The sequence below is a fragment of the Lelliottia amnigena genome (genome assembly GCF_019047465.1).
Classification (GTDB): Bacteria; Pseudomonadota; Gammaproteobacteria; order Enterobacterales; family Enterobacteriaceae; genus Enterobacter; species Enterobacter amnigenus.
Map to the genome: position 1 here is coordinate 4025649 of NZ_CP077236.1, position 21476 is coordinate 4047124.

At 54.5% G+C, this 21476-nt stretch carries 18 protein-coding genes; 10 read left to right on the forward strand and 8 right to left on the reverse strand.

Features of this window, described 5'->3' with window-relative positions:
• The first annotated feature begins 144 nt into the window (after nucleotides 1-144).
• The 3 genes from yddG to I6L74_RS18975 all read left to right on the forward strand — a co-directional run bounded on the left by yddG (nucleotide 145) and on the right by I6L74_RS18975 (nucleotide 3240).
• A complete protein-coding gene (gene yddG / locus I6L74_RS18965) occupies nucleotides 145-1032 on the forward strand; it encodes an aromatic amino acid DMT transporter YddG (RefSeq protein WP_059178956.1) in 888 nt (295 codons plus the stop codon).
• Between the two features lie 608 nt (nucleotides 1033-1640).
• Complete coding sequence (gene ompC / locus I6L74_RS18970; protein ID WP_059178957.1) at nucleotides 1641-2720, forward strand: porin OmpC; 1080 nt, start codon at nucleotides 1641-1643, stop codon at nucleotides 2718-2720.
• A 79-nt stretch (nucleotides 2721-2799) separates the two neighbouring features.
• The gene (locus I6L74_RS18975; RefSeq protein ID WP_059178958.1) at nucleotides 2800-3240 is read left to right on the forward strand and encodes a GFA family protein; all 441 of its coding nucleotides are present in this window, start codon (nucleotides 2800-2802) and stop codon (nucleotides 3238-3240) included.
• An 87-nt stretch (nucleotides 3241-3327) separates the two neighbouring features.
• On the opposite strand, the gene I6L74_RS18980 is transcribed toward I6L74_RS18975, so the two are convergent.
• A complete protein-coding gene (locus tag I6L74_RS18980; protein WP_059178959.1) occupies nucleotides 3328-4812 on the reverse strand; it encodes an MFS transporter in 1485 nt (494 codons plus the stop codon).
• A 114-nt stretch (nucleotides 4813-4926) separates the two neighbouring features.
• Between I6L74_RS18980 and I6L74_RS18985 the strand changes: the two genes are divergently transcribed.
• From I6L74_RS18985 to narI, 6 genes are all read left to right on the forward strand, one after another.
• Entirely contained in the window at nucleotides 4927-5502 is a 576-nt protein-coding gene (locus I6L74_RS18985) for a TetR family transcriptional regulator (protein WP_059178960.1), read from the forward strand.
• A 212-nt stretch (nucleotides 5503-5714) separates the two neighbouring features.
• The gene (locus I6L74_RS18990; RefSeq protein WP_059179137.1) at nucleotides 5715-7103 is read left to right on the forward strand and encodes a NarK family nitrate/nitrite MFS transporter; all 1389 of its coding nucleotides are present in this window, start codon (nucleotides 5715-5717) and stop codon (nucleotides 7101-7103) included.
• A gap of 165 nt (nucleotides 7104-7268) precedes the next feature.
• Nucleotides 7269-11009, forward strand: coding sequence for a nitrate reductase subunit alpha (locus tag I6L74_RS18995; protein ID WP_059178961.1), 3741 nt, complete (start codon nucleotides 7269-7271; stop codon nucleotides 11007-11009).
• A complete protein-coding gene (gene narH / locus I6L74_RS19000; protein WP_059178962.1) occupies nucleotides 11006-12550 on the forward strand; it encodes a nitrate reductase subunit beta in 1545 nt (514 codons plus the stop codon). Before I6L74_RS18995 ends, narH begins: the two co-directional genes overlap by 4 nt.
• The gene (gene narW, locus I6L74_RS19005; RefSeq protein WP_059178963.1) at nucleotides 12550-13245 is read left to right on the forward strand and encodes a nitrate reductase molybdenum cofactor assembly chaperone; all 696 of its coding nucleotides are present in this window, start codon (nucleotides 12550-12552) and stop codon (nucleotides 13243-13245) included. The genes narH and narW overlap by 1 nt, the downstream gene beginning before the upstream one ends.
• Nucleotides 13242-13922 carry a respiratory nitrate reductase subunit gamma gene (narI, locus tag I6L74_RS19010; RefSeq protein ID WP_059178964.1) on the forward strand — a complete coding sequence of 227 codons (681 nt, stop codon included), beginning with the start codon at nucleotides 13242-13244 and terminating at the stop codon, nucleotides 13920-13922. Before narW ends, narI begins: the two co-directional genes overlap by 4 nt.
• A gap of 118 nt (nucleotides 13923-14040) precedes the next feature.
• Here narI and nhoA read toward each other — a convergent pair whose 3' ends face one another.
• From nhoA to I6L74_RS19030, 4 genes are all read right to left on the reverse strand, one after another.
• Nucleotides 14041-14886: an N-hydroxyarylamine O-acetyltransferase gene (nhoA, locus tag I6L74_RS19015; RefSeq protein WP_059178965.1), complete on the reverse strand. Its 846-nt coding sequence runs from the start codon at nucleotides 14884-14886 to the stop codon at nucleotides 14041-14043.
• Nucleotides 14887-14958: 72 nt separating this feature from the next.
• Nucleotides 14959-16614, reverse strand: a complete 1656-nt coding sequence (locus tag I6L74_RS19020; RefSeq protein ID WP_059178966.1) for an ABC transporter permease — start codon at nucleotides 16612-16614, stop codon at nucleotides 14959-14961.
• A gap of 39 nt (nucleotides 16615-16653) precedes the next feature.
• Nucleotides 16654-17622, reverse strand: a complete 969-nt coding sequence (locus tag I6L74_RS19025) for an ABC transporter substrate-binding protein (RefSeq protein ID WP_059178967.1) — start codon at nucleotides 17620-17622, stop codon at nucleotides 16654-16656.
• A complete protein-coding gene (locus I6L74_RS19030) occupies nucleotides 17619-18311 on the reverse strand; it encodes an ABC transporter ATP-binding protein (RefSeq protein ID WP_059178968.1) in 693 nt (230 codons plus the stop codon). Before I6L74_RS19030 ends, I6L74_RS19025 begins: the two co-directional genes overlap by 4 nt.
• Nucleotides 18312-18446: 135 nt before the next feature.
• Here I6L74_RS19030 and I6L74_RS19035 point away from each other — a divergent pair, with 135 nt between their 5' ends.
• On the forward strand, nucleotides 18447-19019 hold the full coding sequence (locus I6L74_RS19035) for a flavin reductase family protein (protein WP_059178969.1): 573 nt from the start codon (nucleotides 18447-18449) through the stop codon (nucleotides 19017-19019).
• An 82-nt stretch (nucleotides 19020-19101) separates the two neighbouring features.
• Here I6L74_RS19035 and arnF read toward each other — a convergent pair whose 3' ends face one another.
• Genes arnF through arnT form a run of 3 tightly spaced genes read right to left on the reverse strand, consistent with a single transcriptional unit; the run spans nucleotide 19102 to nucleotide 21463 of the window.
• Complete coding sequence (gene arnF / locus I6L74_RS19040) at nucleotides 19102-19482, reverse strand: 4-amino-4-deoxy-L-arabinose-phosphoundecaprenol flippase subunit ArnF (protein WP_059178970.1); 381 nt, start codon at nucleotides 19480-19482, stop codon at nucleotides 19102-19104.
• Nucleotides 19482-19805, reverse strand: coding sequence for a 4-amino-4-deoxy-L-arabinose-phosphoundecaprenol flippase subunit ArnE (arnE, locus tag I6L74_RS19045; protein ID WP_059178971.1), 324 nt, complete (start codon nucleotides 19803-19805; stop codon nucleotides 19482-19484). Before arnE ends, arnF begins: the two co-directional genes overlap by 1 nt.
• Entirely contained in the window at nucleotides 19802-21463 is a 1662-nt protein-coding gene (gene arnT, locus I6L74_RS19050; protein ID WP_059178972.1) for a lipid IV(A) 4-amino-4-deoxy-L-arabinosyltransferase, read from the reverse strand. The genes arnE and arnT overlap by 4 nt, the downstream gene beginning before the upstream one ends.
• Nucleotides 21464-21476: the final 13 nt, after the last annotated feature.

Genomic DNA, 21476 nt, shown 5'->3' on the forward strand with positions numbered 1-21476 from the left:
ATCTCAAGGATCTTCGCCCCCTAAATAGTCACCGCTGGCGACTTTAGATAATCCTTTAGGATGAGCTACTTGCTGAATCGTTCGCGAAAGCCTTTGAAAAAATGCTATAAATTTGCCCCTTAATGACAGGTTTTTGGGAAAGTAATGGACAGGAAAAGAGCAACACTGATTGGCCTCGCCGCGATTGTCTTATGGAGCACAATGGTGGGACTCATTCGCGGTGTCAGTGAAGGGCTCGGGCCTGTGGGCGGCGCGGCGATGATCTACACCCTCAGCGGATTACTGTGTCTACTGACCGTTGGATTTCCCAATCTGAAACGTTTTCCGCCGCGCTATCTTATTGCTGGCAGCGTGCTGTTTGTCAGCTATGAAATATGTCTGGCGTTGTCGTTGGGTTACGCCAGCAACCGACATCAGGCGATCGAAGTCGGGATGGTGAATTATTTGTGGCCTAGCCTGACGATTGTCTTTGCGATAGTGTTCAACGGGCAAAAAACGAATTTGTGGGTGATCCCCGGATTACTGATTTCGCTACTCGGCGTGGCATGGGTTTTAGGCGGCGAGCAAGGGCTACATCTCGATGAAATTGTCAGCAATGTCGTCTCGAATCCATTGAGCTATGGTCTGGCGTTTGCGGGCGCATTTATCTGGGCGGCGTACTGCACCGTCACCAGTAAATATGCCAAAGGGAACAACGGGATTACGCTGTTTGTGTTACTCACTGCGCTGGCGCTGTGGCTGAAATATCTCTTCAGCGTACAGCCTGAAATGGTCTTTAGCGTGCCCGTGGTTACCAAACTATTAATGTGCGGCGTGGCGCTGGGTTTTGGTTACGCCTCATGGAATATCGGCATTCTGCACGGAAACGTGTCGGTACTGGCGACCGTTTCCTATTTCACGCCTGTGCTTTCCGCCGCCCTTGCTGCCGTATTGCTTAACGCCCCGCTTTCGTTCTCCTTCTGGCAAGGTGCACTGATGGTCTGCGCAGGATCGCTTCTGTGCTGGTATGCGACCCGAAATAAGCAACACTAAAAGATAAGCGCGAAGGAGAATTCTTTCGCGCGTATTGCGCGGCAACGTATTTGTGATCGCGCGTCAAAATATTCATTTCTCCGCTCTGCATCCGTGATTCTTTTGGTTATATTTCCTCGACAGAAACGTCTCCTTACATTATTGCTGACAAAAACTGACAACACGCAGTATTAATTACCGACTATTATTCCCGGCTGATATAACGTGTCGTGCAATAATCCCTCGCTGAACATTTCGAAAATAGCTGCGCAATAACGTCTAAGCCTTTGTTTTATATTCTCGCAGAGAATATTTAAAGTATAAACACTCTGAAATAACAGATAATATTTAAAGGTAACTAAACCACTTTGAAACTATGATTCAATTAATTGTCATAAGTGGAAAATAGCTGCAATGAGAGTAACAAATAACCGATATTGGTAATTTGAGACCATTTAATCGGATCTCGGTCACACTAATTGAAATTAAAAGTAATATCCTGAAACTTATTATTGAAAGAACACACGAAGATTTTTAAAAATAGCATGCCATTGACAAACCACTTCGTTGAGAAATTGTTTAGCAATGGCTCAGGATATGCTTAAAGAAAATTATAAGGACGATTAAAAATGAAACTTAAATTAGTTGCAGTGGCAGTGACTACCCTGTTGGCAGCAGGCGCGGTAAACGCAGCAGAAGTATTCAACAAAGACGGTAACAAGCTGGATCTGTACGGTAAAGTGACGGGTCTGCACTACTTCTCTGATGACACCGACAACGACGGCGACAAAACTTACGTGCGTCTGGGCTTCAAAGGTGAAACCCAGATCAACGATCAGCTGACCGGTTTTGGCCAGTGGGAATATGAGTTCAAAGGCAACAACGACGAATCCAACGGTGACAAAGGCAACAAAACCCGTCTGGCATTCGCGGGCCTGAAATTCAACGAATTTGGTTCTTTCGACTACGGTCGTAACTACGGCGTGGCTTACGATATCGGCGCATGGACCGACGTACTGCCAGAATACGGCGGAGATACCTGGACTCAGACCGACGTGTTCATGACCGGCCGTACCACCGGCGTGGCAACCTACCGTAACCAGGACTTCTTCGGTCTGGTTGACGGCCTGAACGTGGCTGCGCAGTACCAGGGCAAAAACGACCGTGATGACGTCACCAAAGCGAACGGCGACGGCTGGGGTCTTTCTTCTACTTATGAATTCGACGGCTTCGTCGTGGGTGCAACTTACGCAAAAGCTGACCGTACCGACGATCAGGTCCGTTACGCAGCGCAGAGCGTTCTGAATGCCTCCGGCGATAACGCTGAAGTGTGGGCGGCTGGCCTGAAATACGATGCGAACAACATCTATCTGGCAACCACCTATTCCGAAACCCGCAACATGACGGTCTTCGGTGACAAGCATATTGCCAACAAAGCGCAAAACTTTGAAGCTGTTGCTCAGTACCAGTTTGATTTCGGTCTGCGTCCTTCCATCGCTTACCTGAAGTCCAAAGGCAAAGATATCGAGACTTACGGTGACCAGGATCTGGTTGAGTACATCGAGCTGGGCGCGAGCTACTACTTCAACAAAAACATGTCCACCTACGTTGATTACAAAATCAACCTGCTGGACGACAACAAATTCACCAACGATGCGAAAATCGCTACCGATAACATCGTTGCACTGGGCCTGACCTACCAGTTCTAAGAATTTGTGAGTTAAAAAGGCCAGCCCTTGTGGCTGGCTTTTTTTATCGCGGTCATCTGGCGTGATAAAGGAGTACGCCATGCAAATCTATACAGGACGCTGCTTATGTGGGATGAGCCATTTCAGCGTCAACATTGAAAATCTGGATGTGTATGCCTGCCACTGCACAACGTGCCAAAAATGGTCGGGCGGCATTGCCATGTATCTGGAAACCGCAGGCGTGCCAGCTGTGGAACACGATTCAATAGCCCCTTCGCACTTCTCGTCGTCGGCACGCGGCGAACGGTGGTTCTGTCCCGGTTGCGGCTGCCCGCTGTGGTACGAACTGACGTCAACTGAACGCTATTTTGTCCCGTGGACATTGCTGGAACTGAGTGAAGATGAGCGCCGTCGACTGGTGTTAGCCGCCGAAATCTATACCGAAACGCAGCCGGCTTTCTGGCGGTTAACCGGGCAATACGCGCGTTTTAGCGGAACCGAAATTGAAGCGCTGGACAAAAGCTGTTCGCTGACGGCGTAACCTCTCTGCTCGGGTTGCAAGCAGGAGGTACGCGCCGACAGAGATAGTGCGTGATACCCGGCATGCTACGCGCCGCCGGGTCAATGGCTACTGTTTCACTTTCGCCAGGCTAAACCAAATGCCGATCGCAAGGATTAACAGCATCCCGCCTGCACTTCCCAACGCCACGCTGTGCGAGGTGATAAAAGCGGCTTTGGCGGCTCCAATGACCGAGTCTGCCAGCGTCGGCGTCAGCTCCTGCGACACTTTCACGGCTTCACCAATGGATGACGACGCTGTTTCAACCAGCGTGTCGTTCAACCCTTGCGGCAGAACAATCGACGCCGAGAAGCTGCGAGTTAGCAGCAGACCAAAAATCGCAATCCCTAGCCCCGCTCCCAGCTCATAGGACATGGTTTCAATCGCACCGGCGGCGGCCGCTTTCTCTTTTGGCGCGGCGGCCATAATGGCGGACGTTGACGCCAATAGCGCACTGGCGGCGCTAAAGCCCAGCAGCACCATCAGGCTCCACGCTTGCCACTGCTGGGTGCTGAAATTGAGCATCGATAATCCAAAGAAACTCACCGCACTCAACCCCATGCCACCCGCCGCCACGATCCTCAGGCCCAGACGCCCTACCAGCACGCCGGCAATAGGCCCACTGAACCCGCTGGCAACCATCACTGGCAGCATAAACTTGCCCGCTTCAAACGGCGTGAAGCCGTGAACAAACTGCAACTCCTGCGCCATCAGCAGCTCAAAACCCACCAGCGCGATCATGGCCGTCATCGCCATCACGACGCCGCTTAAAATGATGCGATTGCAGAACAGGCGCATGTCGATCATCGGCGTGCTGGCGCGCAACTGAATACGCACAAAAATAAACAGCATCACGGCGCCGGTCAGTAACGTCATCACAACAAGCCACGGCGAAAGCGCCCCTTTCAACGCCGTTTTGGCGCTGTAAACCAGCAGCAAAATCGCGACGATCAGCATCAGAGCATGGCTAATATTTAGCGGCTGCTCGGGGCGCCCCTGCTGTTTCGGGACGAGGCGTGCCGCAAGGGCGACAACCACAATCACAATCGGGACGTTGATCAAAAAGACCGATCCCCAGTAGAAGTGCTCCAGCAGAATACCGCCAACCAATGGACCAAACGCCGCACCGCCCGACCCCACCGCCGCCCACACGCCGAGGGCAATATTACGGTGCCGAGGATCGGTAAAGAGCGTGCGGATCCCCGCGAGCGTTGCCGGAATAATCATCGCCGCACCGATCGCCAGCGACGCACGCGCAGCGATCAGCCAGCCCGCTGAAGGCGAGAACGCCGCCGCCAGCGACGACAAACCAAATAACACGCTGCCGAGCATGAGTAATTTTTTAAAGCCGATGCGATCGCCCAGCGCGCCCATGGGCAGCACCATCCCGGCCATCACCAGCGAATAAATATCAATAATCCACAGCAATTCGTTGCCGCTGGCGCCGAGCGTCATGCTCAATGTCGGTGCGGCGACGTGCAGCACCGTTGCGTCAATCGCCACCGGGATATACACCAGCACAATAATGACTAACGCTAACCACTGACGAAACATAAAGATCCTTTTTACCTTTTCTGGACACATGTCCAGAATGCGATCCTACGGAAAGTTGAACGTGTGTCCAGCTTTTTGTTACACTCGTTTCGTTACCATTGAGAGTGATGAGAAATGACCTATCTAAGCAAGGACGAACGCAGAGAAGCTATCCTTCAGGCCGCCATGCGGGTGGCCCTGAATGAAGGATTTAGCGGGATGACCGTCAGGCGCATTGCCGCTGAGGCAAACGTCGCAGCCGGACAGGTTCACCATCACTTCGCCAGCATCGGCGAGTTAAAATCGCAGTCATTTATCCACCTGATTCGTGCCCTGCTGGATGCCGAAGTGGTGCCTGAAAGTGCCAGCTGGCGCGACCGACTTCACGGCATGCTCGGTAGCGATGAAGGGGGATTCGAACCTTATATTCGACTCTGGCGTGAAGCACAGTTCCTGGCCACTCGCGACCCGGAAATAAAAGGCGCTTATGTGCTCACAATGGAAATGTGGCACCAGGAAACGGTCGCTATTATTCGCGCAGGTGCTGCTGACAATGCCTTTATTTTGAAGGACCGCCCGGAAAATATTGCCTGGCGTTTAATCGGCCTGGTTTGTGGTCTGGATGGTATTTATGTTCTGGGGATGCCCGAAATGGACGATGCCGCATTTAATCAGCATCTGAATAAATTAATAACGCTTGAGTTGGCATAATACTTCTTATGGAGTATAAGAAGTTGTTAAATTTTACAATTAGTAACACTTAAAGCGAACTCCTTTCTCCCTTCTAATCACAGGGGTTCGCTTTTTTATCTATCCTTCAGACGTATCCCAAAACATCCAAAAAATTCATAACGTCACACTTTAAAATAACTGTCTGTTTTCACTTTCCTTTTCTCCACGATATGGGTCAGTCCGAGGGCGATATGTCACAAAAAAGTGAGAAGAATAATCATTACCTTTTGAATAACTGGAAACCTGAAAACGCGGAATTTTGGGAGAACAAAGGCAAATATATTGCACGACGAAATCTGTGGATTTCCGTCGCCTGTCTGTTACTGGCTTTCTGCGTATGGATGTTATTTAGCGCCGTTGCGGTAAATCTTAATAAAGTAGGTTTTAATTTCACAACCGATCAGCTTTTTCTGTTAACCGCCCTCCCTTCTCTCTCCGGTGCGATATTACGCGTACCGTATTCTTTTATGGTGCCGATATTTGGTGGCCGTTACTGGACACTATTTAGCACGGTTATTTTGATTATTCCCTGCGTCTGGCTGGGCATCGCCGTTCAGAATAGCGCTACGCCGTATTGGGTGTTTATCACCATTGCGCTGCTGTGTGGATTCGCCGGTGCTAATTTTGCGTCCAGCATGGGCAATATCAGTTTCTTCTTCCCCAAATCAAAACAAGGTAGTGCTCTGGGGATCAACGGCGGGCTGGGTAATCTGGGCGTCAGCGTGATGCAAATGGTCGCGCCAGTGGTGATTTTCTTACCGATGTTTTCCTTCCTGGGCGTTCAAGGCGTGCTCCAGGATGACGGCTCCACGCTCGCGCTGGCGAACGCTGCGTGGATATGGGCACCGCTGCTGTTTATCGCAACGCTCGCGGCATTTTTTGGTATGAATGATATCGCCAGTTCAAAAGCGTCCATTGCCAGCCAGTTGCCGGTACTTAAACAGCCGCATTTATGGTTGCTCAGTCTGCTTTATCTGGCCACATTCGGCTCGTTTATCGGCTTTTCAGCCGGGTTTGCAATGCTGTCAAAAACGCAGTTCCCGGACGTGAATATTCTGCATCTCGCGTTCTTCGGTCCGCTAATTGGCGCGCTGGCGCGTTCGGCGGGCGGCGTGGTGTCGGACAAACTTGGCGGCGTGCGCGTGACGCTGGTTAATTTTGTCTTTATGGCCCTATTCAGCGCCCTGCTGTTTCTGACGCTTCCAGGAACGGGTTCCGGAAACTTTACCGCCTTTTATCTGATCTTTATGGGCCTGTTCCTGACCGCGGGTTTAGGCAGCGGTTCCACCTTCCAGATGATCGCCGTTATCTTCCGCCAAATCACCATCTACAAGGTGAAACTGCGCGGCGGGACGGAAGAGCAAGCCCAGCAGGAAGCGGTTACCGATACTGCGGCGGCGCTCGGGTTTATCTCGGCCATCGGCGCGGTCGGGGGCTTCTTCATTCCTAAAGCGTTCGGCACGTCCCTCGCCATGACCGGCTCGCCGGTGGGTGCGATGAAAGTCTTCCTTGTGTTCTATATCGTCTGCGTGCTGGTGACCTGGCTGGTCTATGGCCGTCGGCAAAAGCACGTCAAATAATACCCGTCCTATTTCAAGCTGCATGTGCGTTGGCTGCGTTCGTTCACCCGAATCACTTATCTGAGTCAGTGATTTGGAATTCACTCTCATGCCACATTGCTGCAACTCGAAATATGTAGGGCATTGACCTTTCAGCATTTTTTGTGAGCAGTCAGGAGGAACGTCATGAGTAAACTGTTGGATCGCTTTCGCTACTTCAAACAAAAAGGCGAGACTTTCGCCGACGGGCACGGGCAGGTGTATCACACCAACCGCGACTGGGAAGACAGTTATCGCCAGCGCTGGCAGTTCGACAAAATCGTGCGTTCGACCCACGGCGTCAACTGCACCGGCTCCTGCAGCTGGAAAATCTACGTTAAAAACGGGCTGGTGACGTGGGAAGTACAGCAAACCGATTACCCCCGTACCCGCCCTGACCTGCCAAACCACGAACCGCGCGGATGCCCGCGGGGCGCGAGCTACTCCTGGTATCTCTACAGCGCCAACCGTCTGAAATATCCCCTGGTCCGCCGCAAGCTGATCGAATTGTGGCGTGAGGCGCTGAGCCAACACAGCGATCCGGTACTGGCGTGGAATGCCATCATGAGCGACCCGCAAAAAACCAAAAGCTACAAACAGGCGCGCGGGCACGGCGGCTTTATCCGCTCAAACTGGAAAGAACTGAACCAGCTGATCGCGGCCGCAAACGTCTGGACCATCAAACACTACGGTCCAGATCGCGTGGCCGGTTTCTCACCGATTCCGGCGATGTCGATGGTTTCTTACGCGGCAGGCACGCGTTATCTCTCCCTGCTGGGCGGAACCTGCCTGAGCTTTTACGACTGGTATTGCGATCTCCCACCTGCTTCACCAATGACCTGGGGTGAGCAGACCGACGTACCGGAATCCGCCGACTGGTATAACTCCAGCTACATCATTGCCTGGGGTTCTAACGTCCCGCAGACGCGCACGCCGGATGCTCACTTCTTTACCGAAGTGCGTTACAAAGGCACCAAAACTATCGCGATAACACCCGATTTTTCGGAAGTCGCGAAGCTTAGCGACCAGTGGCTGGCACCAAAACAAGGCACCGACAGCGCGCTGGCCATGGCGATGGGCCATGTAATTCTCAAAGAGTTCCACCTCGATAATCCGAGTGAATATTTCCTCAATTACTGCCGCCGTTACACCGATATGCCGATGCTGGTGATGCTTGACCAACGCGAAGACGGTAGTCTGGTACCCGGACGAATGCTGCGCGCATCGGATCTGGCCGACGGGCTGGGCGAGCAAAATAACCCTGAATGGAAAACCGTGGCCTTTGATATCGCCGGTGGATTGGTTGCGCCGAACGGTTCGATTGGGTTCCGCTGGGGCGAGAAAGGGAAATGGAATCTTGAGCCGGTGGCGGCGGGACAGGAAATCGAGCTGACGCTGTCTCTGCTGATCACCCACGACACCGTGGCAAACGTGGCGTTCCCCTATTTCGGCGGCAACGAAAATCCGCATTTCCGCAGCGTGAAGCAAGATCCCGTGCTGATCCGCAAAGTACCGTCCAAAACCCTTACGCTTGCGGACGGTCGCCAGCAACAGGTCGCCAGCGTTTACGATCTGGTGCTGGCGAATTACGGTCTCGACCGCGGTCTTGATGATGAAAATGCGGTTAACGATTACAGCGATGTCAAAGCCTATTCTCCCGCATGGGGCGAGCAAATTACGGGCGTTCCGCGTCGGCATATCGAACAAATTGCCCGCGAGTTTGCCGACACCGCGAATAAGACCCACGGACGCTCGATGATCATACTGGGTGCCGGTGTGAACCACTGGTATCACATGGACATGAACTACCGCGGGATGATCAACATGCTGGTCTTCTGCGGCTGCGTCGGTAAAAGCGGTGGCGGTTGGTCACATTATGTCGGCCAGGAAAAGCTGCGCCCGCAAACCGGCTGGCTGCCGCTGGCGTTTGCCCTGGACTGGCACCGCCCGCCGCGCCAGATGAACAGCACATCGTATTTTTACAATCACGCCAGCCAGTGGCGCTACGAAAAGCTCACCGCCCAGGAGCTCCTCTCTCCACTTGCCGACGCGTCGAAATTTACCGGGCATCTGATCGATTTCAACGTGCGGGCCGAACGTATGGGCTGGCTGCCCTCGGCTCCGCAGCTTGGTGTTAATCCGCTGCATATCAAGGCGCGGGCCGACGCGGCGGGCATGTCGCCGCAGGATTACACCGTGCAGGCGCTCAAAACGGGTGATATCCGCTTCGCCTGCGAGCAGCCGGATAACGGTAAAAACCATCCGCGCAATCTGTTCGTCTGGCGCTCGAATTTGCTGGGTTCATCCGGCAAAGGCCACGAGTACATGCTCAAGTATCTTCTTGGCACCGAGAGCGGTATTCAGGGCGACGATTTAGGCTCGACGGACGATGTCAAACCCGAAGAAGTGGAATGGCAAACCGCCGCCATCGAAGGCAAGTTAGACCTGCTGGTAACGCTCGATTTCCGCATGTCCAGCACCTGTTTGTTCTCCGATATCGTCTTACCGACCGCCACCTGGTATGAAAAAGACGACATGAATACCTCGGATATGCACCCGTTTATTCATCCGCTGTCGGCTGCCGTCGATCCTGCGTGGGAATCGCGCAGCGACTGGGAAATTTATAAAGGGTTGGCGAAAGTGTTCTCAGACGTGTGTGTCGGACACCTGGGGACCGAAACTGACGTGGTCCTGCAACCCCTGCAACACGACTCGCCAGCAGAGCTATCCCAGCCGTTTGATATCCAGGACTGGCGCAAGGACGAATGCGATCTGATTCCCGGTAAAACTGCGCCAAATATTGCCGTTATTGAGCGTCATTATCCGGAAACTTACGAACGATTTACCGCGCTTGGCCCGTTAATGGACAAACTCGGCAATGGCGGGAAAGGCATCTCGTGGAACACACAAACTGAGATCGATTTCCTCGGCAAGCTGAACTACGTCAAGCTGGATGGGCCGGCAAAAGGCCGTCCGCTGATCGATACCGCGATAGATGCTTCTGAAGTCATCCTCGCGCTCGCCCCGGAAACCAACGGCCATGTGGCCGTAAAAGCCTGGGAAGCGCTCAGTGAATTCACGGGGCGCGAACATGCGCATCTGGCGCTAAACAAAGAAGACGAGAAAATTCGCTTCCGCGATATCCAGGCGCAGCCGCGCAAAATCATCTCCAGCCCAACGTGGTCAGGCATCGAGAGTGAACACGTTTCCTATAACGCCGGATACACGAACGTTCACGAACTCATTCCGTGGCGCACCCTCTCCGGACGTCAACAGCTGTATCAGGATCATCAGTGGATGCGCGCCTTCGGGGAAAGCCTGGTGGCCTATCGTCCGCCGATTGATACCCGCAGCGTGACGCACATGCGCGAGATCCCGCCGAACGGTTTCCCGGAAAAAGCGCTGAACTTCCTGACGCCGCACCAGAAATGGGGCATTCACTCCACCTACAGCGAAAACCTGCTGATGCAAACGCTGTCGCGCGGCGGGCCGATTGTGTGGATCAGCGAAACCGACGCCCGCGAGTTAGGCATTGAGGACAATGACTGGATCGAAGCCTTCAACGCCAACGGCGCTCTCACTGCTCGCGCCGTCGTCAGCCAGCGCGTACCGCCCGGTATGACCATGATGTACCACGCTCAGGAACGCATTCTGAACATTCCGGGATCGGAAGTGACCGGACGACGCGGCGGCATACATAACTCCGTCACCCGCGTGTGCCCGAAACCGACGCACATGATCGGCGGTTACGCCCAGTTGGCCTACAGCTTCAACTATTACGGCACCGTCGGATCTAACCGCGACGAGTTCATCATGATCCGCAAAATGAAAAATATTAACTGGCTGGACGGCGAAGGTCGGGATCAGGTACAGGAGGCGAAAAAATGAAAATACGCTCACAGGTCGGCATGGTACTGAATCTCGATAAATGCATTGGCTGCCACACCTGCTCGGTGACGTGTAAAAACGTCTGGACCGGACGCGAAGGTATGGAATACGCGTGGTTTAACAACGTCGAAACCAAGCCGGGCGTTGGCTATCCGAAAAACTGGGAAGACCAGGAAGAGTGGCAAGGCGGCTGGGTTCGGGGGATCACCGGCAAGCTGACGCCAAAGCTCGGCGGACGCGTCGGTGTGCTGTCAAAAATCTTTGCTAACCCGTCGTTACCCGGCATCGACGATTACTACGAACCCTTTACCTTCGACTATCAGGATCTGCACCGCGCCCCGGAGGGCGATCATCTGCCCACTGCCCGCCCGCGATCGCTGATCAGCGGCAAACGCATGGACAAAATCGTCGGCGGACCTAACTGGGAAGAGCTGCTTGGCGGCGAGTTCGAGAAACGCGCTCGCGACCGTAACTTCGACAAGATGCAAAAGGAGATGTACGGCCAGTTCGAAAACACCTTCATGATGTATCTCCCGCGCTTATGTGAACACTGCCTGAACCCAAGCTGTGTCGCCACCTGCCCGAGCGGCGCGATCTACAAGCGCGAAGAGGACGGCATTGTGCTGATCGACCAGGACAAATGCCGTGGCTGGCGCATGTGTATCAGCGGTTGTCCGTACAAAAAAATCTACTTCAACTGGAAAAGCGGCAAGTCAGAGAAATGCATCTTTTGCTACCCGCGTATCGAATCCGGTCAGCCAACCGTGTGTTCCGAAACCTGCGTCGGTCGCATCCGCTATCTCGGCGTACTGCTGTACGATGCGGACCGCATCGAAGAGGCGGCCAGCACCGAGCATGAAACCGATCTGTACGAACGTCAGTGCGATGTGTTCCTGAACCCACATGACCCGGCAGTGATTGAAGAAGCGTTTAAACAGGGTATTCCACAAAACGTGATTGACGCCGCGCAGCGCTCGCCGGTTTACAAAATGGCGATGGACTGGAAGCTGGCTCTGCCGCTCCACCCGGAATACCGTACCCTGCCGATGGTCTGGTATGTTCCGCCGCTGTCGCCGATTCAGTCCTATGCCGATGCCGGGGGCTTGCCGCAAACCGACAGCATTTTGCCTGCGGTCGAGAGCCTGCGTATTCCGGTGCAGTATCTGGCGAATATGCTCAGCGCGGGTGACACCGGCCCGGTGCTGCGCGCCCTGAAACGCATGATGGCGATGCGCCATTACAAACGCTCGCAAACCGTCGAAGGCGTGACCGACACCCGCGCGATCGAAGAAGTCGGTTTGAGCGTGGAACAGGTCGAAGAGATGTACCGCTATCTGGCCATCGCTAACTACGAAGACCGCTTCGTGATCCCAACCAGTCACCGCGAAATGGCGCGCGACGCCTTCCCGGAGAAAAATGGCTGCGGCTTTACCTTCGGCGACGGCTGTCACGGCTCCGACACCAAATTCAACCTCTTCAACAGCAGCCGCATCGACGCCATCAACATCGACGAGGTGCGCAAACATGGGGAGGGTGAATAATGCAGATCCTCAAAATCATTGCTTTGCTGATTGAATATCCCGATGAGACGTTGTGGGAAAATAAGGCCGAAGCGCTGTCGCTGATCGCGCAGGATGCACCGATGCTGCTGCCCTTTGCGCAGCAGCATCTTGAGGCATCGCTTCTCGATAAACAGGCGCACTGGTGCGAAGTGTTTGAGCGCGGTCGCTCGACGTCGCTGCTGTTGTTTGAGCATGTTCATGCAGAGTCCCGCGATCGCGGTCAGGCGATGGTCGATCTCATGAGTCAATATGAGAAAGCCGGGTTACAGCTGGATTGCCGCGAACTGCCGGACTATTTGCCGCTGTATCTGGAATATTTAAGCATCGTTCCAGACGCTGAAGCGCGGGAAGGTTTGCAAAACGTTGCGCCCATTCTGGCGCTTATCGGCGGACGACTGAAACAGCGTGACGTCGCGCATTATCAGCTTTTTGATGCCCTGCTGACCTTTGCCCAAAGCCCTCTCAGAAGTGACAGTGTCACTAATCAGGTATCGACGGAACAACGCGATGACACCCGGCAGGCGCTCGACGCGGTCTGGGAAGAGGAGCAGGTGAAATTTATTGAGGACAACGCCACCGCCTGTGACAGTTCGCCGATGCAGCAATATCAACGCCGCTTTAGCCAGGACGTCGCGCCGCAATACGTAGACGTCAGCGCCGGAGGCCCAAAATGATGCAATTTCTGAACGTCTTTTTCTACGACATCTATCCGTACGTTTGCGGAACGGTATTCCTGATCGGAAGCTGGCTGCGCTATGACTACGGGCAATACACCTGGCGCGCATCGTCCAGCCAGATGCTCGATAAACGCGGAATGGTGCTGTGGTCAAATCTGTTCCACATCGGCATTCTGGGGATTTTCTTCGGCCATTTATTCGGAATGCTGACCCCACACTGGGTCTATTCGTGGTTTCTGCCGATGTCGCAAAAGCAGCTGATGGCGATGATTCTGGGCGGCGTGTGCGGCGTGTTAACGCTGGTCGGCGGTGCGGGATTATTGATACGTCGATTAACCAATCCACGTATTCGCGCAACCTCAACGACTGCCGACATTTTGATTCTGTGCATCCTGCTGATTCAGTGCGTTCTGGGGCTGGCGACGATTCCGTTTTCGGCGCAACACCCGGACGGCAGCGAAATGTTAAAACTGGTCGACTGGGCCCAGAGCGTGGTCACCTTCCACGGCGGCGCATCCGCGCATCTTGATGGCGTGGCCCCTATTTTCCGCGTGCATCTTGTGCTGGGTATGACTATCTTCCTGATTTTCCCCTTCACCCGACTGGTCCACGTCTGGAGCGCGCCGGTGGAATACTTGACCCGGCGATATCAGGTAGTGCGGTCACGGCGTTGATACGAGGATTCTGTTTCGCGGGATTTATCTTTGGCGTCACCCAGGTTTAAAATTTTGCTTCATTCCCTCTCCCTGTGGGAGAGGGATAGCCTGAGAACAACAGAGCAGGTAGAAAATATTATTTCCCCGCCTGCGGATGGGTATCAAACCCGGCCATTACCGCTGTTAATTCCGCCAGAGAAAAACCGTGTTTCGCATCATCCACCCCCAGCCCAAACCGCTCCTGCATCAGTTCATACAACTCGCTGGCATCGGCCAGATTGTGCTGCTCGACGACATGCGTGCCCTGCCAGTGGGTAAAATGGAAATTAGTGAGCGTTAATTTGCCGCCATCCGACAGGTGTCGGCACATCAGCAGATGATGACGGAAATGCGATTGCGGCCAGTGGGCAGACCAGAAATTCCCCATCACGTAATCGTTGAAATATTGCGTCACCAGATCGAAGTGATACATCGACTGCCAGTGATCGTGGTGACGGAACTGCAGCACCCAGTCATTGCCCTCGTTGATCAGACGATAGAGCCCGTGTGGCGTGGCCTGTTCCTCTCCTGCAATTAGCCGAATCGGCGCCGTCAGCGTTTGACCACCAAAACCGACATCGGCAATCCAGCGCTCACCGTTCAACTCGACGAGCAACAGGCGATGCGTACGCGGCGGCATCTGCGGCGGATTAGACAGCACCACGCGGCCCAAAACGCTGCGGACGTGAAAACCGATTTCCCGCAGGACGCGCTCGAAAAGTCCATTTTGCTCAAAGCAGTAGCCGCCGCGTCTGGCGGCGATCAGCTTATCCGCGACGTTTTGATCGTCCAGATGGATTTCTCGCGGCAACACCACATCGATATTCTCAAACGGAATAGCGCTGTTGTGCTGCAAATGCAGCGCACGCAAGGTGTCGATATCCGCTTGCACTGGCTGATGCCAGTCGATACGGGCGAAATAAGCACTCAGAAATGGGGACATCATCGGGTTCCTTGAAATGATTTCCCCTTTTTATAACCTATTTTTACGCCGCCACTGGCGCAAAAGTGCTTTTTAGCGACGAACACCGCGCTGCATGATGCCTAGCGCCGTGAGCATCAGCACAAGCCCTGTCATCAGCGTGAGCGTCGCCATCGCCATGCCTTGTCCAATCGAGCCTTGCTCAAATTGACGCCAGATAAACACTGACACGGTTTGCGTTCCGGCAGGGGCAAGTAACAGCGAAGTCACCAACTCTCGCGAGGCGATCGCAAACACCATCAACATCGCCGCCAGCAAGGCCGGAGAGACCAGAGGCAGCACGATAAACCGCAGCGCCTGAAACGCCGACGCGCCGTGAACGCGCGCAGCCGGCTCGAGATTACCGCCTAACTGGCGTAACGCGCTCCCGACGTAACGCACCGGCCACGGCAGCAGCAGACAGCAATAGGAAAGCAGTAAAATCACCCAGCTGTTATAGGGCGAAATCGTCCAGAACGGCTGGTTCCACAGCAGGATTAACCCCACGCCAACCACCACGCCCGGCAATGCCGCAGGCATCAGCGACAAGGCATCAATCACGCCGCGCCCTTTAATCTTTTGCACCACGACCAGCCAGGAGGCAAGAAGCCCAAAACTTCCCGTAATACAGGCGGCCCCAAACGCCAGTGAAAGACTGGTTCCGAGCGCCGACAGCGCATCGCCCTGCTGGCTAAATAGCGCCGTATAATGTGACAACGTCACGTTATCGGTTGTCACACCCCCAGACAGCGTGCCTAAAATGCCCGAAAGCGCCATCGACGCGCCCGGCAGAATAACGGCGATGATGCCGACCAGCGCCATCATCAGCACAATCGGAAACGTGAACACCCCTGCATCTGTCCCCCTATTTTCCGTGGGTTTACCGGTAATACTGGTGACGTCATGATGCCCGGTCAGCTTTTTCTGTAATGCCCAGGCGCACAGCGCAATCACCACTAACACCACGGACAGCATTGACGTACCCGAGAGATCAACCGGCCAGTCTGCCAGTTTTTTCTCGATATCCGTCGTTAACATCAATACCCCGGCACGTGTTCCCAGCGCCGCCGGAACGCCAAACTCTTCGATGGCCAGCGTAAACGCCAGCAGCATCCCTGCGGCCAGCGCGGGAGAGAGCATCGGCAGCGTAATGTGCCAGAACGCCCTTCCGGCGCTCGCGCCGTGGACGCGCGCCACTAACGCCAGACGCTGTCCGCTGGCCAGTAAACTGCGCGAAACCGCAAAGTAGATAACCGGAAAAATATTCAGCGCCATCACCAGCACAATGCCGGTTTTACTGAACAGCAGATCGTTGAGATTAATGCCCGTTAGCTGCTGCAAATATCCGTTGGTCTGGAGCACCAGCATCCACGACAGCGCGGCAATATAAGGCGGGGTGAAAAACGGAATCAAAAAAAGCAGATCCCACAGACGCGGCAGCGGCACATTAAAAAGCCCACGCGCGACACCGAGCGGAAAACCAATCACCGCGCTGACCAGCGCCACGCCGGTTGCAATCTGCAACGTCCCACCCAGCATCACAGGCAGCTGAGGTTCCGCCAATAATATACTCACGCCACTGAACGCGCCCGAAAGCGATCCGGCGCTGAACTGCGGGAAAATTGCCTGCAAGACAATAAAAGCGAGCGGAAACGCCACCAGAACGATCAACACGGCGAGCGTCACACCCGAAATAAATCGCTGTTTCACGAGGAAATCCTGAAGACGGGGTTGCCCCCGTCGGATGAATTACAGGGAGAAAAGCGTGTTGAAGCGCTTGAGGATCGCGCTGCGCTCGCTGGAGCCATCATTTTTGACCGGCAGGATTTTCAGCTCATTTAACAACGGGCGTTTAGCCTTAACGTCTTCGCGCGCGGGCATCAGCCAGGCGTCGGCCACCATCGACTGCCCTTCCGGTGACAGGACATAATCAACAAACGCATTCGCGTCGTCAGCATGCTGAGTCGACTTCAGAATCATCATGGGACGCGGAGCGATCACTGTTCCGCTCGCCGGGAAGATCACTTTCAGCGACTCGCCCTGATGAATATTGCCGTAGGAAACATAGTCGACCGCGCCAAACACCGCGGCTTTCGCGCCCTGCATCACCGGCGTGACGGCCTGTGCGTTCGGGCCGCTTACGACCATCCCGTTCTTCTTCAGTTCGTCAAACAGTGTCCAGGCTTTGTCGCCCATGCCATTTTGCAAACCGATCAGCAAATCCAGCGAAGCCCCCGACAGCGCCGGATCGGGCGTGGTGACTTTATCTTTGAATGCCTCAGTGGCGAGATCCTGCCACTCCTTGGGTTCCGGCGTGCCGCTTTTGGTGTTCCACACGATCCCCAGCGCAGAGATCCCCTGCGCGACGTAATCGGCAGATTTCAGTTCAGCCGGTACGTTAGCGGCATTCGCGCTCTGATACGGCAACAGCCATCCGCGAGTATGCAGATCTTCAGCCGTGTCCCACGACGCAGAAATCAAAATATCGGCCTGCGGATTGGCCTGTTCAGCTTCCAGACGCGCCATCACTTTGCCCGTGGTTGCCTGGAAAATATCCACTTTCACGCCTGTTTTCTTTTCAAAACCGGTCGCCAGATTTTTGGCCAGCGATCCTGGCCCCGCAGTGTAAACCGTCAGCGCATGTGCGCTGGACATCATGACGGTGGATAGCGCCATTGCGAGCAATACTCCCTTTTTAGCGGAAAATGACTTTTTCATGCGAACTCCCCAGAGGATGAAATCAAACGATCGGCAGCGACGCTGCCAGCAGATAAATGCACGATGCGATCGGCCAGGATTTCAGCCTCCCGGCGATCGTGGGTGACATAGACAGCCGTCGTCCCAAGCTGACGCAGCAGCGTAGCCATCTCCAGACAAAGAGATTCGCGCAGTTCGCTATCGAGGTTGGAAAGCGGTTCGTCGAACAGCAGCACGCGCGGTTCCGCGACAATCGCGCGGGCGAGTGCCACGCGCTGTTGTTGACCGCCCGATAAACCTGCCGGTTTACGATCGGCAAACTCACTGAGTCCAACACGAGCCAGCGCCTGCGCGACGCGGGAATCACACTCCTGGCGTCTGACGTTGCGCATTTTTAGCGGGAACGCGACGTTTTGCGCGACCGTCATGTGCGGCCACAGAGCGTAATCCTGGAAAACCATGCCGATATCGCGCGCTTCTGGCGGTAACGACCACCCGGCTTTCGCAACCAGCCGATCGCCAAAATGGATTTCACCTTGCGCGGGATGCGTGAGTCCGGCGAGCAGACGCAGCAGCGTACTTTTACCGCAGCCTGACGGTCCCAGCAGTGCAACCACACTGCCTGCGTCAATGTGCAGATCGATTTGATTTAATACCGTGTTCGCACCAAAAGCGTAGGAAACGCCATTGAGCGTGATAGATGTGAACATATTGTTATCCTCTTTGGGATTTAATGTCCGACACTGTAGGCAGGCAAGATGACGAATGCATGACGGTTATGTTGCGACTTGATTTCATCCGTGATTCAGTCGTTTAATGCCGTAAAACCTCTTTAAGGAATTTCTATGAACCACTTCCGTCCCGTCGAGTTAAAACACGCCAGTCGCCTGCTCAATCACGGCCCGACGGTGCTGATTACCAGCCGTGACGAGACGATTGACCGTCGCAACGTGATGGCCGCCGCCTGGTCGATGCCCGTCGAATTTGAACCACCGCGCATCGCTATCGTCGTCGACAAAAGCGCGTGGTCGCGTGAACTCATCGAGCGCAGCGGGAAATTCGGTATCGTGATCCCAGGCGTTGCCGCAGCCAACTGGACGTATGCGGTAGGCAGCGTCAGCGGACGAGACGAAGACAAATTCAACGCCTACGGTATTCCGGTGATAAACGGCCCGGAATTGGGCCTGCCGGTGATTGAAGAGAAATGTCTGGCGTGGATGGAGTGCCGTCTGCTCCCCGCGACGTCCGCGGCGGAAAAATACGATACCCTGTTCGGCGAAGTTGTTGCGGCAGCGGCCGACGAACGCGCGTTCGTGGCGGGTCGCTGGCATTTTGATGAGGACAAACTGAACACGCTCCACCATTTGGGCGCGGGGACGTTTGTTGTCAGTGGGAAAACAGTGCGTGCCCCGGAATAGGCAGCTACAACCGCTGAATTTATGACTGCGGCGGTGATTCCTTTCACCGCAATTGTCTGCCTGCGGAGCCTGAACGGTACGCCTACGATTTTTTGTCAGGCAAACTCACTAACAACAAACCGACAAAAATCACGCTAACCCCCGCAAGCTTACCTGCGCTGAACGATTCATGCAGCCAGGGGAGCCAGATAGCGGCAGCCCACACCAGCACGTAACTTATACTCAGCAGCGGGTACGCTTTACTTAACGCGATACGGCGCAAAGCCATATACCAGCAGCCCATTGAAAAGACATAGGCAAACAAGCCGATGACCAATGCCACTGCACCGGGTGTGACATGTAAAAACGCCGATATTAATGCGTCGGTCTGGCCCACCGGCGGCAGCGTCACCATCGCCCATTTCATAATGAGCTGAGCACCGCTGACCAACAGCACGCTCATTACTGCCCAGACGTATCCCATCATGCGGTCCCTCCCAGGAGGATAATCCCCACCATGATCAGCAAAACGCCCACCCCGTGGCGAAGCGAGATGGGCTCATGCCAGATAAAACGTGCCGCGAGCGTAATAAAGATAAAGTTCAGGCTGAGCATCGGGTACGCAACGCTGACCGGCACGGTCTGGAGCACGAAAAGCCACAGCAACATGGCGCAGCCCAGCAGGAGAAGGCTTAGCGCCAGCCAGCCCAAAACACGCTGGCGCGCTCGCGTGTGGGCGGCCTGCTTTTGACAAAGCTGGCCGCCACAACTCAGTAGACTGGCAAACACAATGAGCACATAACTCATGGCGTTTTTTCATAGAAGAAGAGTAAGAAACGCCCTTTATGATAAAGCCGATCGGGCGGTGGCAGATCACTGTCTTCCGGGACGTTATCTTTCGACAATAATTTCACCAGCGAGACGTTACCCTCTTTACGATGTAACGCCAGCCAGCTGGCGAAATCGTTGCGAGAAACCAAGTTATCTTTCGCATCAGCAAAGTTTGTCAGGCCATAGTCAAGCTCACCCGGTTTTGCATAAAGCGTAATATCGTTACGCTTCATTTCCCAGGCGATGCCTGCGCCAACACCGACGCTGTCAGCAAGAATGTAACGGCTGCTCTCCAGTTCCGGACGCACCTGCTCAATAAAAGCCTGCGGATGCTTGGAGTAGATAACCTTGTCGGGAATCATGCCCCCCACTAACAGCGCGATACCCAGCGGACACAGCGCGGCCCATTGCCAGAGCCGGGCATTGTTACGCGTGGTGAAGTAACCGACCAATGCCCACACCAGGAACGCAATACTCGCCTGAATCACTTTCAGCACTTCATGGTTGGCATAAAGCGGATGTTTCACCACTCCCCACGGCGCCAGAACCAGCAGCACAATCAGCGTGCACACCGCGCCAAATACGGTATTGATCCAACCATTCACTTTTAGCGTGCGGGGTGTTGCCACTAACTGTGTGGCATGGCGCGCCAGCAAAATAGCCAGCGGCGCGAAGCACGGCAAAATATAAGTAGGAAGTTTGCCTTTCGCGATGCTAAAGAACAGCAGCGGCATCACGACCCAACCCAACAGGTACAGCGTTCCGCTTTCGAGATGCCGTTCTGTCCAGCCACGTTTAAGCGCCCCGGGTAATAACGCGACCCACGGCAGGCAACCCGCAATCAGGAATGGAATGTAATACCAGAACGGAGCCTTATGCTGCGCGTCATTTTCTGCAAAACGCTGAATGTGCTCAACCCAGAAGAAATAGTGCCAGAACGTCGGTTCCGCTTTCGCAATCGCCAGCGCCCACGGCAACGTTATCAGCGTGGCGCTGATGACCGCCAACGGCCCAAACAGCAGCACCTCTTTCCAGCGTTTTTGCGTAATCACCCACGGCAAAACACCCAGCACCGGGACGGCTAACGCGAGGAATCCCTTGGTCATCACGCCCATACCACAGGCCAGACCGAGCAGAATGTATCCCCCTGCTTTACCCGCGCGCGTTTGCGCGTTGGCCCCCAACCAGAAACTGCACATCGCCGCGACCAGCCACAGGGTAATCATGGGGTCAAGAACGGCATACGTCCCCACGCCATAAACCAGTAAACAGGTCAGGAAAATCACCCCTGACAGGACGGCCATTTTCGTGTCACGCCAGAGGCGGAAAGCCAACCACACCACCATCAGCGCGCTTAAGGTTATTGAAAATACCGAACCGAATCTGACCGAGAAATTGTTATGGCCGAAAATCATCTGGCTAAGGTTGTTAATCCAGTATCCCGCCACCGGTTTTTCAAAATAGCGCACATCCAAAAAGTGCGGAACTATCCAGTTTCCTGCTGACAGCATCTCGCGGCTGATTTCCGCGTAGCGGGTTTCATCAGGCTGCCAAAGCGCACGAAATTCAAGTGGAAGCAGGTAAAGCAGAGCAAAACCCAATAACAGGACGAGCGAATACTGTGCTGATTTCATCCTTAAATACCCT